Origin of the sequence: Sandaracinobacteroides hominis (assembly GCF_016464365.1) — a bacterium.
Taxonomy (GTDB): Bacteria; Pseudomonadota; Alphaproteobacteria; order Sphingomonadales; family Sphingomonadaceae; genus Sandaracinobacteroides; species Sandaracinobacteroides hominis.
Genome location: NZ_JADCUC010000003.1, coordinates 430,019 through 454,028 on the forward strand (window position 1 = coordinate 430,019; position 24,010 = coordinate 454,028).

Genomic DNA, 24,010 nt, shown 5'->3' on the forward strand with positions numbered 1-24,010 from the left:
CTCATTCGCAACAATGAAAAGGGCATTTGCCATCTGCGACATCTCTTCACCCCATCTGTGCGGCCGATCAACCAGACAAGGCGCGGCATTCGATGCGACGATGAAGCAAATCCACATCCTGAAGCCGGCGCAAGTCAGGGGAGCGGCGCGCGGAGCGGCTCCCCTTCCATGCAAGACGGTTGACAGGGGCCGAGTCGAATCCAGATAAGAACATATAGTGAACATATGCATGCTGAAACCGATGATCCGCGCGAACGGATTCGCCATTTGCTCCGGCTTGCCGGTGCCGTGCCCTTGCGCGAGCGGTCAGCCGGCGCCGGGTTCGGACATGCCGGTATCGATGCGGCATCGGGCGCGCTGGAGCGGGGGCAGCTGCACGAGCTGTTCCCGGCAAGCGCCGACGATCCGGCGGGCGCGGCGGGTTTTGCCGCCATGCTGTGCCGGCGGCTGGGCGGAACCTGCGTCTGGCTGCGGGAGGCGAAGGCGGAGCGGCAGTTGCAGCTGTTCGGGCCGGGGCTTTCGGGCATCGGTCTCGATCCGGAAAATCTGCTGCTGGGCGTTCTCCCCGATGCCGATGCCGTGCTGCGCGCGGGGGCCGATGTCCTGCGCTGCCCCGACGTGGGCGTGGCGGTGATCGAGCTGTGGCGCAATCCCCGCAACCTTGGCCTCACCGCCACGCGCCGCTTCCAGCTGGCGGCGGAAGCCTCCGGCGTTACGGCGTTGCTGCTGCGCATGGAGGCCGAGCCCAGTGCCAGCGCGGCTGCCACGCGCTGGTCGGTACGCTCCATTGCCTCGCGGGCGCTGGAGGGCAATGCGCCGGGGCGCCCGGCCTTCGAGCTGGAGCTGCTGAAGCATCGCGGTGGCGGGCGGGGGAGCTGGCGGCTGGAGTGGGATCGTGACTCCGCCTCCTTCCGCGACCTCCAACACACCCATGACCACGCGGCGCTTCCTGGCGCTGTGGTTTCCGTTCCTGCCGACCGAGCGGTGGCGGATGTCGTGCCATTCCGGAAAGCCGGATGAGCCACTTGTGCTGGTGGCGACCGAGCGCAATGCCCGGCGGCTGACGGCGGCCTGCCCGCAGGCGCTGAAACTGGGCCTGGCGGCGGGGATGACCCTGGCCGACGCGCTGGCCCGCGTGCCGGACCTTTGCGTGGAGGAGGCAGATCCGGCGGCCGACGCGCGGCTGTTGCTGCATCTCTCTGACCTTGCCCTGCGCTGGTCGCCCATCGTCCAGCCCGATCCGCCCGATGGGTTGCTGATCGACATAGCCGGCTGCACGCATCTGTTTGGCAGCGAAGCGGCCCTTGCCGCCGATGCAGTGGCGTTGCTGGGCCGGAATCTGGCCGTGCGCCACGCCTTTGCCTCCACGCCGTCGGCCGCCCATGCGCTGGCGCGTTTTCCGGTGCAGGCCTCCTGCGAGATGCAGGCGATCCGCCGGTTACCGGTGGCGGCGCTGAGGCTCCCCGTCGAGGCGGAGACGGCGCTGCGCCGGGCCGGGCTGAAGCATGTGGGCGATCTGGCGGACAGGCCGACGATGCCCTTGTCGGCGCGTTTCGGAAAGCAGGCGACCCATGCGCTGGACAGGCTTCTGGGGCGCGCCGACAGCCGGCTTTCGCCGCGAAGGCCTTTGCCGGCGCTGCACTTCGCCCGGCGCTTTGCCGAGCCGATCGCCCATGTCGACAGCGTACTGGGCGCCGTGGACGGGCTGGCGGCAAAGGCGTCACGCGTGCTGGAGCAGCGCCATCAGGGCGGGCGCAGCTTTGCCATCCGGCTGTATCGCAGCGACGGAGAGCTGCGCGACCTGACCATCGAAACCGGCCGGCCGACGCGCGATCCGGCATTGCTGGCGCGGCTGCTGCGGGAACGGGTGGAGGCTCTGGCCGATCCGCTGGACCCGGGCTTCGGCTTTGACCTCATCCGCTTTGCCGTGCCGGCCACGGAGCCGCTGGGACTATTGCAGGCCGATCTGGAGGCGCGGGGCCGGCAGGGGGAGGCGCTGTCCGCGCTGGTCGACCGGCTGAGCGTGCGGCACGGGCGCGAGCGCATCCGCCGCCTGCTGCCGGTGGAAAGCCATGTGCCGGAACGCGCGGTGCGGTCGGTGCCGGCGCTGGGCGAGGCGCGGGCGGAATGGCCGCCTCCGCCCACTGGCGAGCCGCCGCTGCGCCCGATCTGCCTGTTCGATCCGCCGCAGCCGATCATCGTGATGGCCGAGGTGCCTGATGCGCCGCCGCGCCGCTTCATCTGGCGCGGTGTGAACCATATTGTCGTCCGCGCTGAAGGGCCCGAGCGGATCGCCGCGCCCTGGTGGCAGAAGGCAAGCGAGGGGCGGCCGACACGAGATTACTACCGGGTGGAGGACGAGGCCGGGCGCCGCTTCTGGCTGTTCCGCCGGGGGCTGACCGGGCGCGAGGCAGCGCATCCGAGCTGGTACCTGCACGGCCTGTTCGCATGAGCGGATTTGCCGAGCTGGCGGCTGCCAGCAACTACAGTTTCCTGCGCGGCGCCAGCCACCCGCACGAGATGGTCGCCGAGGCGCTGGCGTTGGGGATGGCCGGCATCGGCATCGCCGATCGGAACACGGTGGCGGGCGTTGTGCGGGCACATGTGGCGCTGCGGCAGGCAACCGACAAGGCTGTGGCGGCCGGGCTCAACTTGCCCCCCTTCCGGCTGGTGGTGGGGGCGCGGCTGGTGTTTGCCGACGGCACGCCGGAAATCGTCGCCTATCCCACGGATCGGATGGCCTGGGGGCGGCTGACCCGTCTGCTGTCGCTGGGCAACCGCCGCACGAAAAAAGGCGCGTGCGAACTGCATCTCGACGATCTGCTGGCGCATGGCGAAGGGTTGCTGCTGATCGCCTTTGCCCGGCAAGCGGATGCGGAGGCACTGCGGCTGCTTCGGGAAGCGTTCCCCCGTCATCTGTGGCTCGCCGCCACCATGCCCCGCAAGGGAGACGACCAGCGCCAACTGGAGCGGTTGCGGCGATTGGGGCGCGACCTGTTCATCCCGCTCATCGCCACCAACGACGCGCTCTATGCCGTGCCCCAAGACCGCCCGCTGCACGACGTGCTCAGCTGCATCCGCGAGAAGGTGACGATCCACACGGCCGGGCGGCGGCTGGAAGCGAATGCGGAGCGGCATCTGAAATCGCCCGCCGAAATGGCGCGGCTGTTCGAAAGCTGCCCCGAGGCGGTGGCGGAGAGCCTCAACCTCCTCGCCCGCATCCGCTTCTCGCTGGATCAGCTGAGCTATGAATATCCGCACGAGCCGGTGCCCGACGGCTGGGAGCCGCTGGGCTGGCTGAAGCACCTCGTGCTGCAGGCGGCACACGATCGCTATGGCGCCGAACTGCCACCCGGCGTGGTGAAACGGCTCGACGAGGAATTCGACCTGATCGAGCGGCGAAACTACGCCTGCTATTTCCTGACCGTGCACGATCTCGTGCTGTTCGCCCGTGCACAGGAGCCGCCGATCCTCTGCCAGGGGCGCGGGTCTGCGGCCAATTCCATCGTCTGCTTCCTGCTGGGCGTGACGTCGGTCGATCCGGAAAAACACGATCTGCTGTTTTCCCGCTTCGTCTCCGACGATCGCGCCGAGCCGCCCGACATCGATGTCGATTTCGAACACGAGCGGCGCGAAGAGGTGATGCAATATGTCTATCGCCGCTATGGCCGCGAGCGGGCGGGGATTGCGGCCACCGTCATCCATTATCGCCCGCGCAGCGCCGTGCGCGACGTGGGCAAGGTGCTGGGGCTGTCCGAGGATGTGACGAGCCGGCTTTCCTCGACCGTCTGGGGCAGCTTCTCCAGCGAGATGGAGGAAGAGCGCTATCGGGAGGCGGGCGTCGACCCGGCCAACCCCGAAATCGCCCGGCTGGCGATGCTGGTGAACCGGCTGCTGCACTTTCCGCGGCACCTCTCGCAGCATGTCGGCGGCTTCGTGCTGACCGAGGACCGGCTGGACGAGACGGTGCCGATCCACAATGCGGCAATGGAAGACCGCACCTTCATCGAGTGGGACAAGGACGATATCGATGCGCTGAACCTGATGAAAGTGGATGTGCTGGCGCTGGGGATGCTGACCTGCATCCGCAAATCCTTCGAGCTGATGCGCCAACACGGCCTTGGCGATCACGACCTGGAGCTGGACGGCACCACCGAGGACACGGCCGTCTATGACATGCTCTGCACGGGCGACAGCATCGGCTTGTTTCAGGTGGAAAGCCGGGCGCAGATCAACATGCTGCCACGGCTGAAGCCGCGCACGATCTATGATCTGACGATCCAGGTGGCGATCGTCCGCCCCGGCCCGATCGAGGGGGATATGGTGCACCCCTATCTCAGACGACGGAGCGGGCTGGAGAAGGTGGCGTATCCGTCCCCCGGCCCGCCGCACGATCCGGACGAGTTGAAGGGTCTTCTGGGCAAGACCTTCGGCGTCCCGCTGTTTCAGGAACAGGCGATGAAGCTCGCCATCGTCGCCGCCGGCTTCACCCCCGGCGAGGCGAACCAGCTGCGCAAGGCCATGGCCACTTTCCGCAACGTCGGCACCATTCACGAGTTCGAAGCGAAGATGATCGAAGGCATGGCGGCTCGCGGCTATGAGCGGGCGTTCGCGCAGCGTTGCTATGACCAGATCAAGGGCTTCGGCAGCTATGGCTTTCCCGAAAGCCATGCGCTTGCCTTTGCGAAGCTCGTCTATGTCTCTGCCTGGATCAAATGCCACCAGCCGGCGGTCTTTGCCTGCGCCCTGCTGAACAGCCAGCCGATGGGCTTTTACGCCCCGGCGCAGATCGTCCGCGATGCGCGCGAGCATGGGGTGGAGGTGCGCCACATGGACGTGAATGCGAGCGACTGGGACAACAGCCTGGAGCGCGATGCCAAAGGCGCCCCGGCGCTGCGGCTGGGCCTCTGCCAGATCGATGGCTTTCGCGAGGAATGGGCCCTGAAGCTGCAGGCGGCCCGCGCAGGAGGCGGTTTTTCAGGGGTTGAGGAGCTGGCCCGCCGCGCCCGTCTGCCGGCGCGGGCGCTGCAGCTATTGGCGGATGCGGACGCCTTCCAGTCGCTCGCCATGCCGCGCCGCGAAGCCCTGTGGCAGACGCGCCGGACGCCTGCCGGGGAGCTGCCGCTGTTCGCCGCCGCCTGCGCCCGTGAACTGGGCGAGGAAGCCGACATGGCGCTGCCCGCCATGCCCGAAAGCGAGGAAGTGGTGACGGATTACCAGACCATCCGCCTGTCGCTGCGGCAGCATCCGATGCAGTTCCTGCGTGGCGAGCTGCGGGCGCGGGGCATATCTTCCAGTGCGGAGGCTGCCGCCGCGAAGCCCGGCCGCCGCGTGCAGGTGGCGGGCGTGGTGCTGATCCGCCAGCGCCCCGGCAAGGGCAACGCCATCTTCGTGACGCTGGAGGACGAGACGGGCGTCACCAACCTCCTAATCTGGGCGCGCCTGTTCGAACGCATGCGCCGCCCGGTGATGTCGGCCCGGCTGATGCTGGCCGAAGGCATCCTGCAGCGCAGCGTGGAGGGCGTGGTCCACCTGATGACCGATCGGGTGGAGGATCTGACGCCGATGCTGGGGCTGCTGGAGGAATCGCAGGCCGAGCCGCGCCCGCCGGAACGCGCCCGCCACCCGCGAAATGTGCGCGTGCTGCCAAACTCGCGCGACTTTCATTAGCCAAGCCTTGCGAAGCCTGGCGCTGGTCAGAACAGGATCGTGAGCTTTGCCGTTCCCGAATGGGAACTGTATCCCTTGCCGAATTCCGGCGCATACTGAACCGAAAAGGCGATGTTATTCGAGCCCAGCAGATCGGCGCCGATGGAAAAGCGGCCAAGCGTTCCGGGGCCGGCCGTGGTCTGCTGAAAACTGTCGCTCTGCGGCTGCCCGGCAAGCCTTGCCGTCGTCGTCCAGCTGCGATCCTGATCGAGCTCGATGGCGCCGCTGGCGAACGGGCGAAGTGCCAGCCTGTCTGAAAGCGCCACTCTTGTGCCCAGCTCCAGCCCGGCCACGCCAATCCATGCCGTGTCCGACTGGCCATCCACCGCCAGCCGGAACGGCGACGCGCTGTGCTCTGCGAAGGCCTTGTTGGAGACATGGATGGCATGGCCTTCCACAAACGGGCGGACGAAAGCGTCTCCTGAGTCGATGAGGTTGTAGGCGGCCCGCACATGGGCGCCCATCTGCGACTGCTCCGGTCGGGCGGTTGCGTCGTCGTCGAAGCCACCCAGCGTGATGGTGCGCCGGGACTTGTACCAGCCATAGGCAAGGTCGATCCCGGCAGAGAGTTCCAGCCGCTCCTGCGTGTAAAGGAGGCCAAGGCCGCCCACCACGGCGTCGCCCGTGATCCTCGCATCGTCGTCGCGAAACTTCGAGCTTTCATAGGCGAGCGAGCCGATCAGCGCGAGCGTATCCGACAGCGGCAGCTGTCCGCCCATCTGCAGCGCCGTCGCGTCTGCCGAATAGCCCAGCACGTCGGCCTCTGCGTCCTGCGTCGCCGTATTCGCCAGCGCGCGTGCCCAGGCGCAGCGATCGACAGACTTCTCCTCGGGCTCTGTCTGTCCACATCCGCCGAAAAGGCTGGCGGCGAAGGTGCGGCTGCTGTTGAAGCGGAACGATCCGAACGATCCAAGCGCCTTGCCGGAAATCTGCTCCAGCGCCGACTGGTAGGACGCAGCACTGGAGACGCCGGCAAGCCGGTTGAAGGCTTCGTCGGCACTGGCGCCGCTTTCAAACAAGGCCTGCAGGCTGCCCGCCACCGACCGATGGCCGGCGCCCAGCGATTCCGCCTGCTGCACGAACCGGGCCTCCGGAGTGATCTGCAGCGAGTTGCCGCTGACCTTCACAGGCAGGTCATAGAGCGCAAAGTCCCCGGCGGTGGCAACGCCGGACGGATGCAGGACCACGCCCTGCTGTGCCGTCAGCAGGGTGACGGTGCGGTTGCTGATGCGGCTCGGCCGCACCACCACCGTGCCGCCGATATCGGCGTGCCCGTCAACGGTCAGCTGGTCCGAGGTGCCGGTGAAATCGACGTCGAACAGCAGCCGGCCGCTGTCGTCCTGGGTGAGATTCCCGATCATGGCCGTGGTCCCGGTGCGAAGCGCGCCGCCGACCTCCAGTGTTCCGGAATTATGGAAGTTCCCTTCTGCGCCCAGCTCGATCCGCTCGTGCGCTTCCACGACGCCGCCCTGCTGGTTGTAGAAATTGTTCAACGGATGGCTGGTGATGACGCTGCCGACGATGGTGCCGCTGTTGTTGATTTCGGTGTAACCGCCGATCACATGGATGGCGATTGTCTCATGGTCGCCGTCGACGCCGCTGATCAGGCCGGCGTTGGTGATGCTGTTGCTGCGGCCGCCCAGGATGTGGATGGCGCCCGTCATCGTTGGGGCCGTGTCGCTGTCGTTCAGGCCGCCCTTCACGCTGCTCGTTGCGTCGATGGTGAGGATGGTCGTGCCGCTGAGCACGCCGTCATTCTGCGCCATGACAGCGGGCGAGCGGGGGCCGGTGGTGGCGATGAAGCTGTCGACGATGTGGATCGTGATGCTTTCGCCGGCCGCGCCATCCCCGCCGGCACTGCCGAAGAGCAGCTTGTCGTTGAGGCCAAGCAGGCCGCCGCCGCCGCCGATGGACTGCGCGAAAATGGCGGGCGAGAATGCGCCGGACGTGCCGACACGCGCCCCGGAGAGATCGACGCTGACCTTGCCCCCGTCGCCGGTGCCGCGGACGATATTGCCGTTCAGGATGCCGATCTCGCCGTCCTCTACGCTGGCGAGATCGCCTGCGATGCCGCCGCCGCCCCCGATCGACTGGGCGAGGATCGCATAGGAGCCGTTACCGATGGTCGAGACGACGGCACCTCTCGTCAAGCGGACGCCGACCGCGCCGCCGATGCCCGTACCACCTTCGGCGCCGGACGGCAGCTCCACCAGTTGGCCACCAAAGGCGGCGCCGCCGCCGCCGCCGATCGATTGCGCGACGATGGCGTGGGCTGTGCGGCCCGAGGTGTCGATGCGCGCCGAGACATTCACCTGCACCGCGCCGCCATCGCCGGCAGGGCTGTTTCTGCCGCCTATGTTGATGGAAACGCCGTGGATGTCGGCCACGCGGCCCTGCGGGTTCTCGACCAGGTCATTCGGATCGAATGTCTGGTCCGTCGTCATCGTGCGGACAAGCCCGCCGCCGCCGCCGATCGATTGCGCCAGGATGCCGATACCATGCTTGCCACCGGTGGAAATCCGCCCGTCATTCTCCACCAGCACGCCGCCGCCATGCCCTTGTGTGCCGCCACTGCCTCCGACGCCGACCGACAGGCTGAACAGCGATCCGGAGACGTCGCCGGCCATCCCGCCCGAGCCGCCGCCGCCGCCGACCGACTGCGCCGCGATCCCGAAGCCGAGCACGCCAAATGTGCGGATCTGCGCGCCTGCGGCGTTCTTCGCATCGACATCGCCGCCGTCGCCGGCTGCGCCGCCGCTGCCCCCAACGGCGATGGCGCTCTGGTTGCTGGCATCGTCGCTGGAGCTTCCGGTAGAGGAGGCTGCACCGCCCTTGCCGCCGCCGCCACCCACGCTCTGCACGAACATCCCATCGGACTGGGCGCCCCAGGTGGAGATTTCGCCGTTGTTGATGGCGATGGTATGTCCGCCCTCTCCGGCTGCGCCGCCGTTGCCGCCCACAGCTACCCCGACACTGAGGTTATCGACCTGGCCGATCTTGTAGGGCGGGCCGGCTTTCAGCTGCTTCAGGATCTTTTCCATTTCCTCGATCGACGAAAGCATGTCCTCCGAAATGCCGGCGATCTCGAAAATGATGTCATATTCCTCGCTGGAGGAGACATCGAGGTTGAGCCCCCCCGCCAGTGCCTCGACCAGCGATTTGACCAGATCGACTTCGGTGTTGCCGCCGGACGTCGCACCCGCTTTCCCGGCTTTTCCGCCGCCGCCGCCTATGCTCTGCGCAAACAGCCCCGCCGCATCGGTGCCGCGCGTCACGATGGCGCCGCCATTCACGGCCGTTGCCTCGCCCCCGTCGCCGCCGGCGCCGCCGCTGCCGCCGACACCGACGCTGATGGAAAGATTGTCGCCGCTGGCGGTACCGACGCCGCCGCCGCCCGCGCCGCCGCCGCCGCCCACGCTCTGCACGAACATCCCGTCGGAGCCGTCGCCGCCGGTGGTGATGCCGCCCTCGTTGTCGCCGCGCGCCAGATAGCCATGGCCGCCGGCGTGGCCCTTGCCGCCCACGGCCACATCGGCGCCGAAGCTGCCCTTGGCCGTCCCTGCCGTCGCCGTCGCGTCGCCCGCGCCGCCGAAGCCGCCACCGCCGCCGATGCTCTGCACTGCCAGGCCATAGGCATCGGCGCCCATCGTCACCAGCAGGCCACTGTTCAGGACGTCGGCCTCGCCCGCATGGCCACCGTCACCGCCGTTTCCGCCGACGGCGACGGATACGGAAATGGTGAGATCGCCCTGATCGCCCGCTGAATAGGAGGCAGCCGTGCTGTCTCCGCCAACGCCGCCGCCGCCGCCGATGGATTGCGCCAGCAGCGCGTGCGAACCGTGGTTGGCGGTCATGATGTTGGCGCTGAGGCCGGAGTTGGAGATGGAGGCGCGGCCGGCGCTGTTGCCGGCCCCACCGCTGCCGCCGATTGCAACCGAGATCGACACGGCCGGTATCGGCTCCACCGTGAGCGAGAGGGTGCGGGCGACTGCGGCGCCGCCGCTCCCGCCGCCGCCGCCGATGGACTGCGCCTTCAGCCCGATGGCATCGGCGCCAAAGGTGCTGACCCCGCCGGAATTGACGATGCTGACATCGCCGCCGACACCGCCGACCCCGCCATTGCCACCAACCGCCACCGAAACCGACGGCACGGGGCCGAGACCGAAGATCGTCGCCGCGCCACCTTTACCACCGCCGCCGCCGATGGATTGCGCCTGGATGCCCGCCGCATGATCGCCATAGCTGCCGATGAGGGCGGCGCTGGTGACGTTCACCTTGCCGCCAAGTCCGCCGCTGCCGCCTTTGCCGCCGACTGCCATCGCAAACAGCGCATCGCCGACAACGGTGGCGCTGCCGCCGGCGCCGCCAGCGCCACCGATGCTCTGCGCCAGCACGCCGCCATTGCCCAGCGCATTGAGTGATCCAAGGATGCTGGAGCGCAGCAGGTTCAAATCCACGGTGCCGCCATCGCCCCCCGTTGCTCCGTCGCCGCCAATACGGATGGCAAGGATGCCGCCGCCGCCCGTTGCGTTGCCGCCAACCCCGCCGCTGCCGCCGATGCTCTGGGCGACCAGTGCGCTGCCATAGGCGTCGTTTGCGATCAGGTGGCCGTTGACGATGTCGGCCGTGACCGCGCCGGCATTGCCGCCCGCAGAGCCGCGCCCTCCTTGGGCGTTGAATTCCGCCTGGCCACCGTTGCCGCCACCCCCGCCGATGCTCTGCACCAGTGCCGCGCTGGCCAGCTCGCCCGTGGCCTTCAACTCGCCGAGAAGATCCGCATTTCCGACGGTAAGCGACGCAGAGCCGCCAGCGCCGGCCTTGCCGCCGGCCCCGGCGCTGCCCTCCAGCGCATCGGCATTGCCGCCAACGCCCCCTGCCCCGCCATTGGCGTTCACATAAACGGAGGCAGAGGGCGCAAGGCCTCGGCTCGTCATGTCGATGTTGCCCAACACGGTTGCGCTGGCGGTGCCGCCGTCCCCCCCGTTGCCGCCCTTGCCGCCCTGCTGGCTGATGCCGCCGCCGGGCGTACCGCCCGTGCCGCCGGATCCGCCGACCGCAAGCACGACCATGCCGCCGTCAAGCGACTGCTCGACGCCTGAAACCCGGATGCCGCCGCCACCCAGCAGCGCCGTGGCGGCGCCTGCGTCGCCGCCGTGGCCGGCATCGCCGCCCTGGTTGGTGTTGGTGTAGTAGCCGGTGCCGCCGCCGTTGCCTCCGGCGCCCCCGGATGCAGTGGCGAACCAGCCGTTGCCGCCCGCCCAGACGAGGCCGCTGTCCCAGCGGATCGAGACGCTGCCGCCGTCGCCGCCGTCGCCGCCCTGGCCGCCGGTCAGACCATTGATCTCAAGGTCGGTGGTGACGAAGCCACCACCGCCGCCACCGCCGCCGTCTGCCTGCGCGGTGATGCCGAACGAGCCGACCGTCAGATTGCCGGCGCCGGTAACGACGATGCTGCCGCCCAGGCCGCCCAGGCCACCGATGCCGCCTACCTTCTCGAAGGTGGAACCGGGATAGGTGCTGCCGCCTTCGCCGCCGCGGCCGCCGATGGCGTCGGCGACGATCCCAGAAGTAGCGTAGTTGCCGCCGGAATCGACACCCATGCTGCCAGTGAAAGCCAGATCGATGCCGGCGGATGCGCCGCCCGCGCCGCCGGCGCCGCCCGTCACATAGTTGAACAACGGCATGCCCCCGTCGCCGCCATCGCCGCCGCGCCCGCCTCTCGCGAGCAGGGTCAAGGCGTTGCTGCCATCGGAGGCGCCGGCGATGGTGACGTTCGTACCTGCGCTGTGGATGCCGCCCGCGCCTTGCCCGGGCAGACCCGGCGAACCATCGTCGTCGAGACCGCCGTCGGCCCCGCGGCAGCCGGGCGCGCCGTTGTTGGCGATGGCGTAGGGCGTACCGGGAGCAAAGCTCTGGTTGGCATAGTTGGCGGTAACGCCCGGCCTGGCGGCGGGGTCTTCGCTGCACGCCGCGCGTGCAGTTGTCGGGACCAGCATTGCGAGGGCAAAGCCGCCCAGCGCCAGCAGACAGGGTTTCAGAGCGCGGCGATCCATGGCCGAAAGCCTCTGCGTTTCAACGATCTCGTTCATGGGCTCCCCCCGATGCCTATCTGGTCGCGAGACTTGCGATCAGCCCGTTCACAGTCCTGGTGATGTCGCCAAACATGGCGAAATCGGCGCGGTTGACGACGACCAGCACGGCGACATCGCGCCCCGGAGCCATCGCCACGTAGCTCATGAAGCCGAGGCCGGCGCCGCTCTTGGTAAGCAGCATCGGCTTGATGCCGTCGGCAGCGACCGAGACCCAACCCATGCCCAGCCCGGCCATGGAGGCGCCTTCATCGAAGCCGATGGCGGCATCGAGCCCCTGCCGCGCGCGATAGACGGCGTGGGCGATGCCAAGCCTTCCGTCCGGGTCGGCAAGGCTGTGGATCATCCAGCGCGCCATGTCGTCGCCGGTGCTGTAGAGGCCGCCGCTGCCGCCGGTTGCGCGGGTGTCACCACAAGGGAAAGTGCCGCCGAGCCCGGAGCCGGTCATCAGCCTGGCGCATTGCTCGGCGGTCGGGTTCAGCGTCGTGTCCGGCATGCCGAGCGGCTGGGTGATCCGCGCCTTCAGCAGCTCGGAATAGGGCATGCCGCCGGCAGTTTCAGTGGCGTCGGTCAAAAGATCGAAGCCGACATTCGAATAGGAAGCGATGCTGCCGGGCGCCCATGGGAGCGCCTGCGCGGGGAGCCATTTCCAACGGTCGGCACGCGCCGGCCAGGCGCGCGGGTTCACCCCATCGGGGGCGCCGGGCATTTCGCGCGGCATGGCGGCGGAATGGGTGGCAAGATCGAGCAGCGTGATCTGGCGCTGGCCGGAGGCGGGGACTTTCGCGCCGCCGCCATACATCTGCAGCGGGTCGGTGAGGCGCAGCTTGCCGTCGGCGGCGAGCGAGGCAGCAACTTCGCTGACGAAAACCTTGGTGATGGAATTGAGCCGGAGTAGCGATTTTCCGTCCGGCTTCCTGCCGCTGCCCTTGGCGGTTTCGCCAAAGCCATAGACGGTCGACTGGCCGTTGCGGACGACCACCATGACCATGCCCGGCGCGCCGGATTCCAGGAACAGCACCTCCCCGGCGAACTCGGCTGCCCCAACGACAGGATCGGCGGCCGCCGCTGCCGCCGTTCCAACCGAAAGCGCACCAGCCAGAAGTGCCGCACCCAGCGCAAACCTGCGAAAACCCATCTGCCCCTCGTCCAATTGCCTGCCCCCCGGAGTCGGATCGAATCCATCAAATGGAAATAGAGTGCTCTTTTTCGACCAATGTTCAAATTTGTCAACCTATAGACTTTTTTTTAATAGTCGGTATCGTCCAACCGAATGTCGCAGAAAGAAAACAGCTCGAAACCGCTCCCTGATCCAACGCTGGCACGGCGTGCCCGACAGCAGCGTCGCCGGGATCAATCCCGCGAGGATATTCTGGCGGCTGCCCGTGTGGTGATGCTCCGCGACGGCATCGGCGCGGTCACGCTCGATGCCGTCTCGCGGGAGGCCGGCATGTCGAAAACCGGGCTCTATTATTATTTTGCCTCAAAGGAGGCGCTGGTTTTCGAGCTGGTCTTCGCCGTCTGGCAAAGCCATGGCGAGCGCGTCAGTTGCGCCGTCGACGCTGTCGAGACCGGCCAGGAAGCCCTGTCCGCAGTCATCCGCAACACGGTTGAGCGCTTCGCACCGCAGATGGATGATTTCCGCCTCGCCTTCCTTGTCAGCCAGATTTCCGGCCCCTCGGGTCTCCAGGTCTCTCAGGAACAGTTTGAGCGCATCCGCCCGCTCAACAACCTCATCCTGAGCGAAGCGACCGCCAAGCTCTCCGAAAGCGATCGCCCCGGGGTTGTCGAACCTCGCCTGCTGGGCTTCCTGGCCTTTGTATCGGCCCTGGGGGTACTCACCATGAAGGGGCTCGTTGAATCGCTCGGCGATCCGCTTCTCTATTCCGACGAGCAGTTGATAGACGGGCTGAGCAAGGTCTTCGCTACCGCCTCCTAGACCGCCCGCATCCTTGCGCCCCCAACGATAGGGACTTCGCTGATCTACCCAATTGGGTGAAACGCCCCGATCCGGGGCGGGCGCCAGGCCCTTGCGCTCATTTGCAGACAGTGCTGCCTGAACGAATCTGCGATCGCGCGAGATCGAACGGCCATGCCGCACAGTGCCCCCGCCCGCAGGCCGGCGAACGACGTTCGCCATCTGTCCCGCCGCGAAACCATCCGCTGACGAACCCCTGTACGAACACTTATGCGAACACTTGTGCAGAACGTGAAATCAGTTTACCTGATCGTTTAATAGATAAAATACTAACTATCTACAATCTGACTGTCTCCACGAAGCCGCGATGCGGGCGCTGTTCGACGAGGGAGGGGAAGGGATGAACCTGCAGGCAAGTTGCATCCGGGCCGTAGAAAAGCCCACGCTCCGGCTCGGAGAAGGCGGCCGCCGGCTGGGTCGGTCGCTCAACGGTTTCGATATCCTGACGCTTCGCCTGCTGGTTTGCGCGGCGGAGGAGGGGAACCTTGCCCGCGTCTCCGAACGGCATAACATCGCGACATCGGCGGTCAGCCGCCGTATTTCCGATTTCGAGGCGCGCTATGGCGTGCAGATGTTCGACCGCCACGATCGCGGCGTCCTTCCCTCGCCCGACGGGGCGCAGATGCTGCAACGCATCCGCACCATCCTCGACCAGCTGGAAGCGGTGGCCGACGAGCTGCTGGAGCGACGCGACGGCGCCGCCGGGCTGGTGCGTATCCAGTCCAACATGTCGTCCTCGATCTCGGCTTCGCTGCCGATGCGGATCGCCGAATTCCGCCGCGCGCATCCGCGCATCGAGGTGGAACTGGACGAATGCACCAGCATCGACATCGTCAGCGCCGTCAGCTCCGGCGCCTGCGAGATCGGCGTGGTTTCCGGCAATGTCGACGCGCGCGGGCTGGAGCTGATCCCCTGGCAGGAGGACGAGCTGGTGGCGGTGCTGCCGCAGGACCTGCCGCTGGCGCAGAAGCCGGAGCTCTGCTTTGCCGATTTGCTGGACCATCCGTTCATCAGCGTCCGCCGCGATGGCGCCCTGACTAACCTGTTTCGCACGCAGGCGGCGGCCATCGACCGCACGCTGCACAGCTGCGCCTATATGATGAGCTTCGGCGGTGTCCGGTCGTGCGTGCGTGCCGGGCTGGGGGTGTCGATCCTGCCCGCCAACACCGCTTATCCCTTTGCCCGCGAGGAAGCGCTGGAAGTGCGCAAGCTGAGCGATCCCTGGGCGCGGCGCTCGCTGAAGCTGTGCGTGCGCAACAACGGCCGGATGACATCGCCGGCGCGACTTTTCGTGCAGCATCTGATCCGGCACAGCGAACTGGCGCAAGCCGAGCCGCGCATCCGCCTGCTGGCCTGCTAATCCCTGTCGAGCAGGCTGCCGAAGGCCGCGACCAGCATGTCGGCATGCTGCCGCACGGCTTCGTCGCTGAAGGGGTCGCGATGCGCCATCTGCTGCATCATATGATGGGAGTTGTAGATCATCGCCCCTGCCCCGTGGATCGAAAGTGTCAGCGCCACGGGATCCCATTCCTTCAGCCTGCCCTGTTCCTGCAGCTGGCTGATGAGCTGGCGCAGCGGGCTGTATTGCGGGCTGCCCAGCTCGCGCAACAGCCACTTCAGCCGCTCGCCGCCGGATAGCCCCTCGCGGAACATCACCCGCCCCAGCTGCGGCACCTTGGCCGAGGAAATCACATAGCGGCGCAGCAGCACCTTGAAGCGCGCTTCCAGCGGCAGGTCGCTATACTCATCCATGTTCAGGGTGTGGCGGGTGTCGATGCGGCCAATCAGGTCGCGCATCGCCTGACGCCACAGCTCGTCCTTGGTCTCGAAATGATAGAGCACGACCGATTGCGAGCTGCCTGCCGCCCTGGCGATCTCCGCCGTGGAAACGGAATCGAAGCCATGCTCGGCGAACAGCTCCGCCGCAGCCGCCAGGATGCGCTTGCGCCCATCCCGTTCCCGACCGCGCCTGGCTTCCGGCGATGCCGTTGCCCCGGCCTTTGCCTGTTCGCCTGTCATACGCATTCTACCCGTTCCTCGATCGGGCAACTGCCCTGGATCAGCGCACAGATTGCCCGTCCGCCGCCCAATAGGCGAGATGTTCGGATTGCCCAATCGATAAGCCTCGCTTCGCCAATCGCGACGTTACCTGCACCGCCTCCCGGCCTATCCTCCGGCCAAAGCCCAAGGCGGGGAAACGCCGGGCGCCAAGAAGCGGTGGGAGGATATATGCACAAACACATCTGGCTCTGTTCGGCGGCAATGCTGGCGTTCGCTTCGCCGCTTTATGCGCAGGAAGCAGATGCACCGGCAGACGCGGCAGTTGCCGAAACCGGCGATCCCTTTGCCGACATCGTCGTTACCGCACAGCGCCGGCAGGAAAGCGTGCAGGACGTGCCGATCTCCATCGCGGTGCTGAACGAGGCGACAGTCGCCGCCAGCGGCAACACCAACATCACCAGCCTGAACGGATTGGTGCCCAACGTGGTGCTGCAGACGCAGGGGCTGGTCGCCAATGTGCCGATGATCTCCATCCGCGGCATGAGCAGCGCCGACCCTGACCCGAATGCCGACCCGAAGGTGAGCACGATCATCGACGGCGTCTATATCCCCTTTGTTTCCAGCACCATGCTGGACATGTTCGACGTCGAGCGGGTGGAAATCCTGAAGGGCCCGCAGGGCGTGCTGTTCGGCAAGAACAACCTCGCCGGTACCATCAACGTGATCACCGCGCGCCCCACCGAGGATTTCGGCATCGACGCGCGCGGCACCGTCGGCTCCTTTGGCGCACGGCAGTTCCGCGGCCGCATCAACAGCGGCCGCATCGGCGACGCCATCGCCGCCAAGCTGATGGTGAACATCCGCGAATATGGCGGCTACAGCGAGAACGTCATCACCGGCAACAAGCTGAACGGCACCAGCGTGCGCGCCGTGCGCGGCGCGCTGAACTTCGATCGCGGCGGCGCGCTCGATTCGACCTTGGTGGTAGACTGGCTGAAGCAGGATACCACCGGACCCGCCCCGCATGTGCTCGACAATGGCGACCCCAACTGGGACCGGCTGCCGGATGTGGTGAAGACCGACATTCGCAAGTCGGCCGTGCTGTTCGATCCGATCGCCAACACCGAAACCTATGGCGGTTCGTGGACGACCAACCTCGACGTCGGCTTTGGCTCGGTGGCGGCCGTGCTCGGCTATCGCCACCTCACCTACCTGACGCGCGGTGACTTCGACGGGCTTATCACCCCCGCCCCGCAGCTGGACGTAACCCGCGACTTCTCCGGTGAATCGACCAGCGGCGAGTTGCGCTATGTCTCGCCCGCCGACCAGCCGGTCGATTTCGTCGCCGGGCTCTACTTCCAGTCCGACACCTGGAGCCAGGACAATACCGTTCTGGCGAACCCCACCACCACGACATTGTCGCAGCTGCACCAGAAGACGCAGAGCTACGCCGTCTTCGTGATGGCAAACGCGCGTCCGCTGGACGGGCTGACGCTATCGGTCGGCGCCCGCTACAGCTACGACAAGAAGAACTACAACATCGGCTCGCAGGCGCTGGTGAACGGCCGCCTTGCCTCCTCGTTCACGGCCGATCTGGAAGCGAGCTGGGCCGAACTGACGCCGCGCTTTACCGTCGAATATCGCTTCTCCCCGGCGGCGATGGTCTATGCGACCTATTCCGAGGGCTACAAGGCGGGCGGCTTCAACTCGCGCGGGACGATTGCGGAGAATGTCGGGCCGTTTAACCCGGAGTATGTGGACGCCTATGAAATCGGCGCCAAGACCGACCTGTTCGACCGCATGCTGCGCCTGAACGCCGCCGGCTTCATCAACAAGTATCGCGACCTGCAAGGCGCGGTGACGAAGATGGGCGCGGTTCGGGCAGAGAATATCACCACCAATATCGCCGCTGCCGAGATCCGGGGCTTTGAAGCGGACGCGACGCTGCGGCCTTCGCGCAACCTCTCGTTCAACGCCAACATCGCCTATCTGCACGCGCGCTACACCGATTTCTGCGCCGACGTGGACGGCGTATTTGGCAGCAACGCGCCGCAACCCCGCCAGTGCGGCCCGGCGGTGCCGATCCGGATCAACGGCGTGCCGAACGGCACCTATATGGTGCCCGTCGATTCCACCAATCTCGATCTCGCCAACGCGCCGGAATGGAGCGGCAGCATCGCCGCCGACTGGCGCATCCCTGTCGGCATCGGCGAAATCGGCCTGCACGGGGACGCCCGCTATACGCCGCGCTACAACACCTGGGGCCGCAGCCTGGATCCCGGCTATTACCGCGACGAGGTGGTGCTGCTGAACGCCAATATCTCGCTGACGGGGCCTGACGACCGCTGGAAGGTGACGGTCTATGGGCAGAACCTGACCGATGCGGAGGTGATGTCGGGCGCGACCAGTGCAGGCGCCACGCCGATTTCGCAATTCTATCAGCCGCCGCGCGAGTTCGGCGTCGATTTCTCGATCAGTTTCTGATGCGTTCGCGGGAGAGGGAAGCCATGAGCAGCGGAGTGGATCGCCGGACAGTCATCGGCGCGGCGGGTGCATTGGCATCGGCCACATTGGCAAAGGGCGCCGTCGCAAAGGACGGCCGAAAGCTGAACGTGCTGATGATCCTGACCGATCAGGAACAGGGCGTCGCCAGCCTGCCGGAGGGGCTTCTGGAAATGTTGCCCGCACACCGCGAGCTGATGGAGCGGGGCACGCTGGTGGAGAACTACCATGTGCACACCTCCCCCTGCACGCCGTCGCGCTCCACCATCCTGACCGGCCGCCATACCCAGCAGACCGGCATGTTCCTGAACAGCGACAACGCCCCCAATCCGGAGTTGCCGAAGGACATGCCGACGCTGGGGCACATGATGCAGAAGGCGGGTTACTACACCAGCTACAAGGGCAAATGGCATCTTTCCCGCATCAACTACGAGCGCAACTGGAACCGGGTGCCGGGCGGCGTCTATCCCAACACCGAGCGGGCGCTGGAGCCTTATGGCTTCCACGACTATGGCTTCGATGGCGAGGAGCTGGGCCTGACCTGGGACGGCTATCGCTCGGACATGTTCGTGGCCGGCGATGCCGCCCGCTCGATCTTCGATTTCGCCCGCCGCGACAAGGCGGGCGGCAAGCCGTGGTTCATGGTGGTGGGGCTGGTGAACCCGCACGACATCATGTTCTACGACGCCACCGGCGAGCAGGCGAAGAGCCGCCCGCATCCGGATGCGCTGGCCCCCGTGCGGCGCGAGCCGGGCGATCCGATCTATGAAACCGACCTTGGCTTCGACATGCCGGAAAGCTTCTACAAGGACGATCTTTCCACCAAGCCCGAGGCACACCGCGCCATCCAGAGGCAGAACGACCGCTTCTTCGGCGCCATGCCGCTCAGCGACATCGCCTCGTGGAAGCGCTTCCGAAACTATTACTACAACTGCCTGCGCGATGTGGACCGGCGGCTGGCACAGCTGCTGTGGGCGCTGAAGGATAGCGGCCAGCTCGACAACACCATTATCCTCTACACGACGGACCATGGCGAGCGCTGCGGCGCGCACGGGATGCGTCAGAAGGCCGGCACCATCTACCGCGAGGAATCCAACGTGCCGATGATCATCGTCCACCCGGACCGGAAAGGCGGGCAGACGACGAAGAAGCTGATGGGCGCGATCGACATTGCGCCAACCTTGTTGTCGCTGGCAGGAATGTCGGCGGCGGAGGCGAAGAAAAACTATCCCGATCTGCCGGGCGTCGATGTAAGCGCGGTTCTGGCAGCGCCGGAGAAGCCGACTGCGCGCGACGAGCGCGGCATGCTCTTCAACTACGCCGTCGCCCACATGTGGGAGCCGCTGCCGAAGGCGCCGACCGGGCCGGTTCCGCCTGCCGCTCAGATCAGCGACTACAGCAAGGTCTATGATCTGTCGAAGCGGCGCCTGCACCGCGGCGTCCACGATGGCCGCTACAAGTTCGCCCGCTACTTCGCCCCGGCGCACCACCATATCCCGACAGATTGGGCAACGCTCACGCGGCTGAACGATCTGGAACTCTACGATACGGAGGCCGATCCCGGCGAGATCGTGAACCTCGCCAACGACCCGAAGTATCGCGACACGGTGCTGCGGCTGAACCGGATGGCCGACGTGCACGGCCTGACATTGTCGTTCAACGGCAGCTCGAACACCAGCGGAGACGCGGGAACGACGGAAGTCGATGTCGCGGGATCGGTCGCCACCAGCGGCCGCACCGCGCATGCAATACTGGCGCAGTCTATCGGCGGCGGCGGCGGCGCGGCGATCGGGGGGCAGGTTACGGCGGGGCAGTCCAACGGCGGAACCGGCAACGGCGACGGCAGCACGGTAACGGTTTCCACCACGGCCGGTGCCACAATATCCACCGCTGGCGACGGCGCCTATGGGATCCTCGCCCAGTCGATCGGCGGCGGCGGAGGGCTTGGCGGCGACCCCGGCAGCGTGTCGAAAATGCAGCTTCTGGCGGGCGGAACCTCGGCGATCGCCGCAGGGACGGGCGCTGGCGGGCAGGTCACCATCGGGCTGACGGGCACGAACCTCACGACAACGGGCAAACTCGCCCCGGCGATCTACGCCCAGTCGCTGGGCGGCGGCGGCGGCCTGATTGCGCAGGCCGGAACCCTGTTCAGCGGGGCGGCCGGAGGATCGGGGAGTGGCGCGTCCGTTTCGGTCGCGCTGGTCAACAGCAACATTCTGGCCAGTGGCGACCAGTCGTCCGCCATCGTCATCCAGACCAACGGCACCGGCAGCGCAGCCATCTCGCTCGATGCGCAAAGTTCGGTGGTCGGAGGCGCGACGAGCACCACCGGCGCAATCCCCGTGGCCGCTATCCATATCCAGCAAGGCAGCGGCAACAGCATCACCAACGCCGGGAAGATCGCGGCGTCCGGCAGCTTGAACCTCACCGCCGTCCTTTCGGATGCCGCCGTCCAGATCACCAACACCGGTACCATCACCGGCGCAATCGTCACCGCGGGCAACGGAAGCACGCTTGCCAACGGCGTGGGCGGCGTGCTCGATCCCGGCGCGACCATCGCGCTTGGCGCCGGCGGCCGTATGGTCAACGCCGGCACGCTCCACCTAGGCGGGGTGCGAACAATCGGCTCCACGACCGTGACCGGCAATCTCTCGGGGCCGGGCAGGATCGTGTTCGACGCGGACTTCGTTCAGGGCGTCAGCGACAAGCTGATCGTGAACGGCAGTGCCGAGATCGCCGGCGTGATCGAAGTCAATCCCAGCACGATGCGCAACGCCAGGCTGGCACTGGTCTCGGCCAGCGGTGGGGTCACGCTCGATCCGGCGCTGGCAGCGACGCAGAGCGCAAACCAGCTGTTCACCTATCGTTTCACCTCGGACGGCACGACGCTTTATGCCGCCCCGCAAGCGCAGTTCGAGCAGGCGTCCAGCGGGCTGGGCGAGGCGCGGGCAGCGGTTGGAATCCACCTCCAGGCGCTGTTCGACAGCGGTGAATCGTTCGACACCGGCTTCACTGCACTCGCCAATCTCGCCAGCCACGCGGATTACGCCAACACGCTTGAAAGCCTGACCGGCCAGGCATTGGGCGCGACTGCGGCCTGGCGCTATCAGGCAAGCCGTCGGTTTGTCTCCGATGTGAACAGCGCTTGCGAAACCGCCCGCAAAACCAATTGCACCTGGGCCCGCGTTCAAGGCGGACGCACCCGGCAAAGCGATACCACGGACTCGCTCGGCTACGACGCACGCTACCAGATCTTCGAGATCGGGGCGCAGATCCGCATCAGCGACGATCTATATCTGGGCGGCGCGCTGGCGTACGAGAACAGCGACTTGCGCGATACGGATCGCACGGCTCGGACCAGGGGCAACTCGATCCTCGGCGCGATCGCGCTGCACTACCGCACAGACCGGTTGGAGATCGTGGGGACGGTCGACGGGGGATATGGCTGGTATAGCAGCAACCGGCAGATCACCGTCGGCTCCGATATCGCACAGGCCAGCGCCAATCCGCAGCTTTGGAATCTGGGCGCCGCCGTCGCTGCAAGCTACCGCATCCCACTTGGCGCGGACAGCTATCTGAAGCCGTTCGCCGAAGTTCGGGGCACCCATGTGCACACCAAGGCCACCAGCGAAAAAAGCGCATCGGTGTTTGCGCTGGAGATGCTGGCCACGAGCGATTTCGCGATCAGCAGCCTGATCGGGTCGGAGCTGGGCGCCACGATAAAGCTTGGCGAAGGGAAACGCCTGAAGCCGTTCGTTTCCGCCGCGGCGGTGTTCGCAGACGACACCGATTGGAAAACCTCCGCAAGGTTCGTGGGCGAGTCCGGGGGCGAATCCGGCGGCGAAACCGGAACCGCCGACCCCTTCTCCGTCCACACCCGCAGTCCCGGCACCTTCGGCCGCTTCGGCATCGGCGCCGAACTCACCAGCGGCTCCAACTTCGCCTTCACCCTTAGCTACAACCCCGAATTCGGCAGCGGCTACACGACCCACCAAGGCGTGGCCCGGCTGACATACCGCTTCTGACCGACACAAGTTTCGAAAAACTCTGAGACCAGTCGACCATCAGACTCGTCTTCAGACAGGGCTTGACGATAAATCTATCTAGGTAGATTTAGTGCGCATGTCCCGATCGCGCGCCCTCTCGCCCCATGCCCGGATGGTCCTCGCCGTCCTGCTCGACGCCGGTAGCCAATGGTCGCACGGCTATGAACTGGCGCGGCTCGCCAGTGTAAAATCCGGCACCCTCTACCCCTTGCTGATCCGTCTGGAGGCGCAAGGGCACCTGGAGGCGGAATGGCAGATGCCGCCCGAAGGTGGTCGCCCGCCACGGCACGCCTATCGGCTGACGGCGAGCGGCGTGCAGCTTGCCCGCGCCAATCCCCCGGTGCAGCCCGTGACACCGGCCTTTGTGCACCGGGAGGCGGCTGTATGAGCTTCGGCCTTCACCGCAGTCTCGCCGACTTGGCCTGCCGCCTTCTGCAGGCGGCACTGCCGTCTTCGTTGCAGTCGTGGGGATGGGCGGTTCGCTGCGAGACGGCCGACATCCCGGACGATACGAAAGCGCTCCTCTTCGCGCTCGACAGCCTGTGCGGGCTCCTGCCGCGCGCAGTCGCGGCGCGTCTTCTCCAACCCTTCGTCTCGCGGGGCGGCGACGGCGCACATTTCTCCGGAGGTTCGATCCCCATGACTCTCTATGACGCCATTGTTCGTCGCCCACGTGCGCTCGGCATTGCCTGCGCAATCGTGGCTGTCGGGCTCGGCCTTGCCTATATGGCAATCGCCCGGGCGCCGATGCGCTATCTCGCGATCAACGTCGCTGCATTGGCGATCGGCCTGACGATGCTGGCCCTGCTGGGTCGAACAGCCCTGGCAGCACGACAATGGACGGGCGGCGCCATCGTCGTGATGGCGGGCGCACTGCTGGCGACCGCCCTGTTGGGCTCCAGGGTCGAGGGCGCGGCTCGATGGGTGAACCTTGGCGGATTGGCGATCCAGCCAAGCCTGATCCTGTTGCCCGTTATGCTTATGGCCTTCGCGCAGACGCGCGGCCGGGTGGCGACCGCCGGCATACTGGTTGCTGCCGCCGCCATGGCGCTTCAGCCCGACCGGGCGATGGCCGGAATGCTGGTGCTGGGTCTGGCCGCCCTCGCGATCGTCCGCCCGGACCGGCACGTCCTGGTGGCACTCGCCGCCGCCGTCACCGGCTTCGCGGCAACGCTGGTTCGTGCCGATACGCTGCCCGCGGTCCCCTATGTCGACCAGATATTCTATTCGTCGTTCGACGTTCATGCGGTGGCCGGAATGGCGGTTCTGGGAGGGACGGGCCTGCTCCTGGTCCCTGCGGTCGTCGGCTGGAGTCGCGATGCGGAAAACCGCGCAACCTATGCCGTATTCGGCGCCGTTTGGTTCACCGTGATCGCGGCGGCGGCGCTGGGCAATTATCCGACGCCGATGGTCGGCTATGGCAGCAGCGCCATCATCGGATATGCTCTGAGCCTTCTGGCGCTGCCGAAGCCGGCAAGCGCACCAACAGCAACAGCGCCCGAAACTGACTCCGAGTTGGACAGGACGCAAAACGACCGGCACCTCCTCGCCGGCCTAGGTGTTTAGTCCCAGAGTGTGATGGTGTGGCTGGACGATAAACACATCTGGCTTGGATTTCCAGAGTTCCTCGATGGCTTCGTATGGTGTCCTGAACCTGAGCGCCTTGAGCTGCTTGGCGAAGTTGT

General features: G+C 66.7%; 12 protein-coding genes and 1 pseudogene. 9 read left to right on the top strand and 4 right to left on the bottom strand.

Features of this window, described 5'->3' with window-relative positions; genetic code table 11:
• The first annotated feature begins 288 nt into the window (after positions 1-288).
• The 3 genes from IM784_RS09425 to IM784_RS09435 are packed head-to-tail and all read left to right on the top strand — an operon-like array spanning position 289 to position 5,670.
• Complete coding sequence (locus IM784_RS09425) at positions 289-1,020, top strand: ImuA family protein (RefSeq protein WP_408015289.1); 732 nt, start codon at positions 289-291, stop codon at positions 1,018-1,020.
• Positions 932-2,452, top strand: a complete 1,521-nt coding sequence (locus IM784_RS09430; RefSeq protein ID WP_199555043.1) for a DUF6504 family protein — start codon at positions 932-934, stop codon at positions 2,450-2,452. The genes IM784_RS09425 and IM784_RS09430 overlap by 89 nt, the downstream gene beginning before the upstream one ends.
• Positions 2,449-5,670, top strand: a complete 3,222-nt coding sequence (locus tag IM784_RS09435; RefSeq protein WP_199555044.1) for an error-prone DNA polymerase — start codon at positions 2,449-2,451, stop codon at positions 5,668-5,670. Before IM784_RS09430 ends, IM784_RS09435 begins: the two co-directional genes overlap by 4 nt.
• A gap of 26 nt (positions 5,671-5,696) precedes the next feature.
• Here IM784_RS09435 and IM784_RS09440 read toward each other — a convergent pair whose 3' ends face one another.
• A complete protein-coding gene (locus IM784_RS09440; RefSeq protein WP_199555045.1) occupies positions 5,697-11,798 on the bottom strand; it encodes an autotransporter outer membrane beta-barrel domain-containing protein in 6,102 nt (2,033 codons plus the stop codon).
• A gap of 16 nt (positions 11,799-11,814) precedes the next feature.
• The gene (gene ampH, locus IM784_RS09445; RefSeq protein ID WP_199555046.1) at positions 11,815-12,936 is read right to left on the bottom strand and encodes a D-alanyl-D-alanine-carboxypeptidase/endopeptidase AmpH; all 1,122 of its coding nucleotides are present in this window, start codon (positions 12,934-12,936) and stop codon (positions 11,815-11,817) included.
• A 135-nt stretch (positions 12,937-13,071) separates the two neighbouring features.
• Here ampH and IM784_RS09450 point away from each other — a divergent pair, with 135 nt between their 5' ends.
• Together IM784_RS09450 and IM784_RS09455 are read left to right on the top strand one after the other, a co-directional pair.
• A complete protein-coding gene (locus IM784_RS09450; protein WP_199555047.1) occupies positions 13,072-13,737 on the top strand; it encodes a TetR/AcrR family transcriptional regulator in 666 nt (221 codons plus the stop codon).
• Between the two features lie 379 nt (positions 13,738-14,116).
• Positions 14,117-15,136 (top strand): LysR substrate-binding domain-containing protein, encoded by a 1,020-nt coding sequence (locus IM784_RS09455; RefSeq protein WP_199555048.1) that lies wholly within the window; start codon positions 14,117-14,119, stop codon positions 15,134-15,136.
• Here IM784_RS09455 and IM784_RS09460 read toward each other — a convergent pair.
• The gene (locus IM784_RS09460; protein WP_199555049.1) at positions 15,133-15,801 is read right to left on the bottom strand and encodes a TetR/AcrR family transcriptional regulator; all 669 of its coding nucleotides are present in this window, start codon (positions 15,799-15,801) and stop codon (positions 15,133-15,135) included. The genes IM784_RS09455 and IM784_RS09460 overlap by 4 nt on opposite strands.
• Before the next feature lie 204 nt (positions 15,802-16,005).
• Between IM784_RS09460 and IM784_RS09465 the strand changes: the two genes are divergently transcribed.
• The 4 genes from IM784_RS09465 (at position 16,006) to IM784_RS09480 (ending at position 23,891) form a co-directional block, all read left to right on the top strand.
• On the top strand, positions 16,006-18,261 hold the full coding sequence (locus IM784_RS09465; RefSeq protein ID WP_199555050.1) for a TonB-dependent receptor: 2,256 nt from the start codon (positions 16,006-16,008) through the stop codon (positions 18,259-18,261).
• A gap of 23 nt (positions 18,262-18,284) precedes the next feature.
• On the top strand, positions 18,285-22,304 hold the full coding sequence (locus tag IM784_RS09470; RefSeq protein WP_199555051.1) for a sulfatase-like hydrolase/transferase: 4,020 nt from the start codon (positions 18,285-18,287) through the stop codon (positions 22,302-22,304).
• Positions 22,305-22,401: 97 nt separating this feature from the next.
• Positions 22,402-22,713, top strand: coding sequence for a PadR family transcriptional regulator (locus IM784_RS09475; protein WP_199555052.1), 312 nt, complete (start codon positions 22,402-22,404; stop codon positions 22,711-22,713).
• A complete protein-coding gene (locus IM784_RS09480) occupies positions 22,710-23,891 on the top strand; it encodes a hypothetical protein (protein ID WP_199555053.1) in 1,182 nt (393 codons plus the stop codon). The genes IM784_RS09475 and IM784_RS09480 overlap by 4 nt, the downstream gene beginning before the upstream one ends.
• Here the strand turns inward: IM784_RS09480 and IM784_RS09485 are convergent.
• A pseudogene (locus tag IM784_RS09485) lies at positions 23,880-24,010 on the bottom strand (IS481 family transposase); the annotation flags it as partial. The gene IM784_RS09480 and the pseudogene IM784_RS09485 sit on opposite strands and share 12 nt — an antisense overlap.

Bases quoted from the DNA above. Each gene is read 5' to 3' on its own strand.
- IM784_RS09430 (WP_199555043.1), top strand. From the start codon at position 932: ATGACCACGCGGCGCTTCCTGGCGCTGTGGTTTCCGTTCCTGCCGACC.
- IM784_RS09435 (WP_199555044.1), top strand. From the start codon at position 2,449: ATGAGCGGATTTGCCGAGCTGGCGGCTGCCAGCAACTACAGTTTCCTG.
- IM784_RS09440 (WP_199555045.1), bottom strand. From the start codon at position 11,798: ATGAACGAGATCGTTGAAACGCAGAGGCTTTCGGCCATGGATCGCCGC.
- ampH (WP_199555046.1), bottom strand. From the start codon at position 12,936: ATGGGTTTTCGCAGGTTTGCGCTGGGTGCGGCACTTCTGGCTGGTGCG.
- IM784_RS09450 (WP_199555047.1), top strand. From the start codon at position 13,072: ATGTCGCAGAAAGAAAACAGCTCGAAACCGCTCCCTGATCCAACGCTG.
- IM784_RS09455 (WP_199555048.1), top strand. From the start codon at position 14,117: ATGAACCTGCAGGCAAGTTGCATCCGGGCCGTAGAAAAGCCCACGCTC.
- IM784_RS09460 (WP_199555049.1), bottom strand. From the start codon at position 15,801: ATGCGTATGACAGGCGAACAGGCAAAGGCCGGGGCAACGGCATCGCCG.
- IM784_RS09465 (WP_199555050.1), top strand. From the start codon at position 16,006: ATGCACAAACACATCTGGCTCTGTTCGGCGGCAATGCTGGCGTTCGCT.
- IM784_RS09470 (WP_199555051.1), top strand. From the start codon at position 18,285: ATGAGCAGCGGAGTGGATCGCCGGACAGTCATCGGCGCGGCGGGTGCA.
- IM784_RS09475 (WP_199555052.1), top strand. From the start codon at position 22,402: ATGTCCCGATCGCGCGCCCTCTCGCCCCATGCCCGGATGGTCCTCGCC.
- IM784_RS09480 (WP_199555053.1), top strand. From the start codon at position 22,710: ATGAGCTTCGGCCTTCACCGCAGTCTCGCCGACTTGGCCTGCCGCCTT.